The 5231-nt window shown below is 38.7% G+C and carries 5 protein-coding genes; all 5 read left to right on the forward strand.

Annotated elements, in window-relative coordinates:
* Positions 1–701, forward strand: a 701-nt coding sequence (locus tag AACV33_RS20865; protein ID WP_182700609.1) for a glycosyltransferase, incomplete at its 5' end; no start/stop codon positions are given.
* A gap of 5 nt (positions 702–706) precedes the next feature.
* Positions 707–1753 (forward strand): HlyD family secretion protein, encoded by a 1047-nt coding sequence (locus tag AACV33_RS20870; protein ID WP_017023169.1) that lies wholly within the window; start codon positions 707–709, stop codon positions 1751–1753.
* A gap of 150 nt (positions 1754–1903) precedes the next feature.
* Positions 1904–3406 carry a glucose-6-phosphate dehydrogenase gene (zwf, locus tag AACV33_RS20875; RefSeq protein ID WP_017023170.1) on the forward strand — a complete coding sequence of 501 codons (1503 nt, stop codon included), beginning with the start codon at positions 1904–1906 and terminating at the stop codon, positions 3404–3406.
* Positions 3403–4125, forward strand: coding sequence for a 6-phosphogluconolactonase (pgl, locus tag AACV33_RS20880; RefSeq protein ID WP_017023171.1), 723 nt, complete (start codon positions 3403–3405; stop codon positions 4123–4125). The genes zwf and pgl overlap by 4 nt, the downstream gene beginning before the upstream one ends.
* Positions 4126–4160: 35 nt before the next feature.
* On the forward strand, positions 4161–5231 hold a 1071-nt coding region (gnd, locus tag AACV33_RS20885), incomplete at its 3' end, for a decarboxylating NADP(+)-dependent phosphogluconate dehydrogenase (protein WP_182700610.1).

Raw genomic sequence — 5231 nt, forward strand, 5'->3', positions numbered from 1 at the left:
TGTCGATGCAAACCAGTAAAACAGGAATGGCGACATGGGGATTACTTAATAATATATCGGGCGCGTTTGGGGCATTTCGTCGCTCTATTATCAAACAAGTTGGAGGGTGGGATACGCATACCGCAGAAGATCTGGATCTGACGATGAGGTTAAAACAATATAAAGGTCGTTATCGCAATATTGAATTGGATTTTTCTCCCAAAGCGATTGGTCATACCGATGTTCCGGAAACATTCACAGGATTAATGTCACAACGATTACGTTGGGATGGTGACTTACTCTTTATTTATCTTCGTAAGCATAAACAAGGGCTTACTCCTAAATTACTTGGATGGGGAAGTTTTTTATATACGTTGGTTTATGGAGTGCTTCAAGCTGTTCTTCTGCCTTTATTGATCACATTATTTAATTTTTATCTTTTTCTTTCTTTTCCAAATACCGTTGTATTCGCTGTTTTCAGTTGTTTATACGTTATCTATTTATTTTTTATCGCGCTCACTTTTCTTGTTTATCTTTGTCTTATTTCTGAAAGAGTAAAAGAAGACAGAGAAATGCTGTTGTGGTTAATGATCTATCCTTTTTATGCATTATTTATGAGATTTGTTACCGCATTTTCAATGGTTAATGAAATTGTTAGACGGAGTCACGAAGAGTCGAGTATGGCTCCGTGGTGGGTACTTAAACGAGGTAAAAGGTTTTAATTATCATGAAAGTTAAATTTCACTTAGATAAAAACAAAAAACCGACCACCGACAATGGCATGAAAGTAATGTATGGCGGAGCAAAGCGTGGTGGCTACCGTATTCGATGGTATTTTATTTTAGCTGTTATCTTAAGTCCAATTTTCATCATGGGGTATACGTTTTTAAAGCCGTATTTATTTATCGTCGCTCCAGGGATTATCACAACGGGTCCCGTAACGTTAACCGCAGCTCAAGATGGCATCGTAAAAATGATAGAAGTTGAAGACAGTGAATTTGTACTCTTTGATCAAACACTTATGCAATTGGACGATCCAATATTAGAAAAAGACATCTTTTTTATAAAAGAAGAGTTGATGCAATTGAATGCCTTTCAAAGTGAGAACACAGAAGAGGACTTATCTCCTTATTTTACGGCAATTAAAGCCGCAAAATATAATCTGAAAAAAATAACGAAGATAAAATTGAATTATGACCAGTACGCTAACGAGGGAAAAGTGTCTCAGGTTGATTATGCCGCTATTATTGGTATATATAATGCGTCTCAAACTTCATTAACTAGTGCCTATATTGCTCTAAATCAAGCTAAAATTGCGGATAAGCAAAGACAGTTAGCCGGTGGCGTTGCTCAGGTAACTCGTGCATTAAATCAAAATTTGACCACGAAACTAAATCAATTAGATACGCTTACCGTAAAAGCACCTTATATGGGATTAGTGATTGATATTAATACGTTGGTAGGGCAAAGAGTGAGCATAGGAGATCCCTTAGTCACGATTTCACCTGATGTCGCCCCATTTGTTATTAGCTATTTAGATCCAAAGCATATTGATAAGGCAAAGCTCGGAACCGAAGTGATGGTGACACTACCTAATGGAAAGAAGGTGAAAGCAAGGGTGTCTTTTTCTATTGGGTTAACCTCAAAAGTTCCGCCTCAATTAGCAAAACCTTTTGAAGGGGCTAAAGCATTATTAAAAGTGAAGATAACCTTTTTAGGCGGATTACTTGAAGGAGAGTGGGTTGAAGGGATGCCCGTTGAAGTGTCTTTTTAGATCAAATTATACTCTTGAGCGAATAAGAATGATGATGATTTGATTTCACATCGGTTTTACCTATTAATAAAATAGTTAGAAATGATTAGCATTCTTAAGATATACTTTTTACTATACTTGCTCACTTGATTTGTATCGGATAGTAAAATAATGGCAATCTCAGACTACAATACAATCGTAATTTTTGGTGCTTCTGGTGATCTTACTTATCGTAAGCTTATTCCTGCCTTGTATCACCTGTATGCTAGCAATCAATTACCAGCGTCGTTTTCTATTCTTGGTGTAAGTCGTACTCAGTATGATGACGATTCATATCGAGAGAAGTTGAAACAATCATTGCAAGAAATGGAAAAAACCGATCCTGCAACGTTAACGGCATTCTGTGAACACCTTCATTACCAAGCAATTAATACTTCTGACAAAGCAGACTATGGCCTGTTGGTAACCAAATTAGATGAAATTGCAGATAAATATCAAATAAAAGAACGAAATACGCTTTTCTATTTAGCAACGCCTCCAAGTTTGTACGGTGTTATCCCTGCATGTTTAGCGGCTCATGGTCTTAATGATGAATCAAATGGTTGGAAACGTCTTATCATTGAAAAGCCGTTTGGTTATGATTTGGAATCTGCGTTACAGCTGGGTAAAGAAATTCATAAGCATTTTGAAGAGCATCAAATTTACCGTATCGATCATTACTTAGGCAAAGAAACCGTACAGAACTTATTAGTATTGCGTTTTTCAAACATTATGTTTGAGCCATTATGGAACCGAAATTTCATTGAGTATGTTGAGATCACGGGCGCAGAATCTCTTGGTGTTGAAGAGCGTGGTGGTTATTACGATGGCTCTGGTGCAATGCGTGATATGTTCCAAAACCATTTGCTACAAGTGCTTGCAATGGTTGGTATGGAATCGCCTTCAGCTATTAACGCCGATTCTATGCGTGATGAAATAGCGAAAGTGCTGCAAAGTTTACAACCAATTTCTGAAGATGACTTACGAAACAACCTCGTTTTAGGTCAGTACACTGAATCAGAAGTTCGAGGGAATTTATTACCAAGCTACCGTGATGAACATGGGGTTGATGATAATTCTCGTACTGAAACGTATGTTGGTTTGAAAATGTTTATTAATAATTGGCGTTGGAATGGGGTTCCATTCTATGTCCGTACCGGTAAACGTCTTCCTACTCGTGTGACTGAAGTTGTTATACATTTCAAGAAAACACCACACCCTGTTTTTTCTAAAGATGCACCTGAAAACAAATTGGTTATTCGTATTCAACCAGATGAAGGCATTCAAATGCGTTTCGGCTTAAAAGAGCCGGGTTCTGGTTTTAAAGTAAAAGATGTTTCGATGGATTTTCATTATCAATCGCTAGCAGAAACAAACATGCTGACAGCGTATGAACGTTTGCTGATGGATGCACTTAATGGTGACGCGACTTTGTTTGCTCGCAGTGACGCCGTTAATGCATGTTGGAAGTTCGTACAGCCAATTCTTGATTTTAAGGAAGACCCCCAATCTTTATTTGGTTACGCTTGTGGTACGTGGGGACCAAAAGAAGCCGATCAGCTGCTAGAGCGTGATGATCGAGCGTGGCGTTTTCCTTGTAAAAATTTAACCGATACGGATTATTGCGAATTATGATAAATCATCAAATTTTAGAAACACCAGAACAAGTGGTTATTAGCCTAGCTGATGAGCTAAAGAGACTGAGTGAACAAGGTAAACCTGTACATGTCTCCCTCTCTGGTGGAAGCACGCCTAAAATGTTGTTTATGTTACTTGCTACTGATAAATATGCACAAAGCATTGAGTGGCAAAACCTGAACTTTTGGTGGGGAGATGAGCGTTGTGTTTCTCCTGATGATGCCGAAAGTAACTATGGTGAAGCGAATGAACTGTTGTTTTCTCACATTGTTATCCCTAGTGAGAATATTCACCGTATCCGTGGTGAAAATACACCAGAAGAAGAAGTGATTCGTTTTTCAAAAGAAATGGCAGAGTGCATCCCAACAGAAAATGGCATTCCAGTGTTTGACTGGATTCTATTAGGTGTTGGTGCTGATGGGCATACAGCTTCTCTTTTCCCACATGTGACTGATTATAATGATTCGAATCTTGCCATTGTTGCTGTTCATCCAGAATCAGGTCAGCGTCGAGTATCTAAAACAGCCAAAGTACTAGAGGCGGCAAAACGCATCAGCTACCTTGTTTTAGGCAAAGGAAAAGCAGAAATCGTACACGAAATTCACACAACACCAGCAAGTCAGCTGCCTTATCCCGCAGCAAATATCCAATCAACGTTGGGTACGACTGAGTGGTTTTTAGATTTGGACGCAGCAGCTCAAATTACTAATAAATAATGAATGCTGGAATAAACAAAGTTTAGGAGAGAAACATGAAAGGTGATATTGGTGTAATTGGTCTTGCTGTAATGGGACAAAATCTAATTCTTAATATGAATGATCACGGTTTTAAAGTGGTTGCTCATAACCGTACTGCGACAAAAGTAGACGAATTCCTAGAAGGACCAGCAAAAGACACAAATATTGTTGGTGCTTATTCATTGGAAGAACTTGTTGAGAAACTAGAAACACCACGCAAAATCATGTTAATGGTACGTGCTGGTGACGTTGTTGATACATTTATTGATAACCTTGTTCCTTTACTAGATAAAGGCGACATCATTATTGATGGTGGTAACACAAACTTCCCTGATACAAACCGCCGAGTAGCTGCACTTAAAGAAAAAGGCATTTACTTTATTGGTACAGGTGTTTCTGGTGGTGAAGAAGGTGCTCGTTTTGGTCCTTCAATTATGCCTGGTGGCTCACCAGAAGCATGGCCATTTGTTAAGCCAATCTTCCAAGCTATCTCTGCAAAAACAGATGATAATGAACCATGTTGTGATTGGGTTGGTAACGATGGTGCAGGTCACTTTGTTAAAATGGTACACAATGGCATCGAATACGGTGACATGCAGCTAATCACCGAAGCATACCAATTCATGAAAGATGGTTTAGGTATGAATCATGATGAAATGCAATCTGTGTTTACTGATTGGAACGAGACTGAGTTAAATAGCTATTTAGTCGAAATTACAGCGGATATTCTTGGTTATAAAGACGAAGATGGCGAGCCGTTAGTTGAAAAAATCCTTGATACAGCTGGCCAAAAAGGTACGGGTAAATGGACTGGTATCAATGCACTTGATATGGGCATTCCACTGACGCTGATCACTGAATCTGTCTTCGCTCGTTGCCTATCTGCACTAAAAGATCAACGTGTTGAAGCAGAGCAATTGTTTGCTAAAACAACCGTTGCAGTTGAAGGCGATAAGCAAGTATGGATTGATGCGTTACGCCAAGCGTTACTTGCATCTAAGATTATTTCTTATGCTCAAGGTTTCATGTTAATGCGTGAAGCGTCAAATGAAAATGGCTGGGATCTAAATTACGGTAATGTCGCG

The sequence above is a fragment of the Aliivibrio sp. SR45-2 genome (assembly GCF_963890165.1).
Taxonomy (GTDB): Bacteria; Pseudomonadota; Gammaproteobacteria; order Enterobacterales; family Vibrionaceae; genus Aliivibrio; species Aliivibrio salmonicida.

What these genes read in the sequence shown, in the direction of transcription:
- AACV33_RS20870 (WP_017023169.1), top strand. Translation starts at nt 707, where the DNA reads ATGAAAGTTAAATTTCACTTAGATAAAAACAAAAAACCGACCACCGAC.
- pgl (WP_017023171.1), top strand. Translation starts at nt 3,403, where the DNA reads ATGATAAATCATCAAATTTTAGAAACACCAGAACAAGTGGTTATTAGC.
- zwf (WP_017023170.1), top strand. Translation starts at nt 1,904, where the DNA reads ATGGCAATCTCAGACTACAATACAATCGTAATTTTTGGTGCTTCTGGT.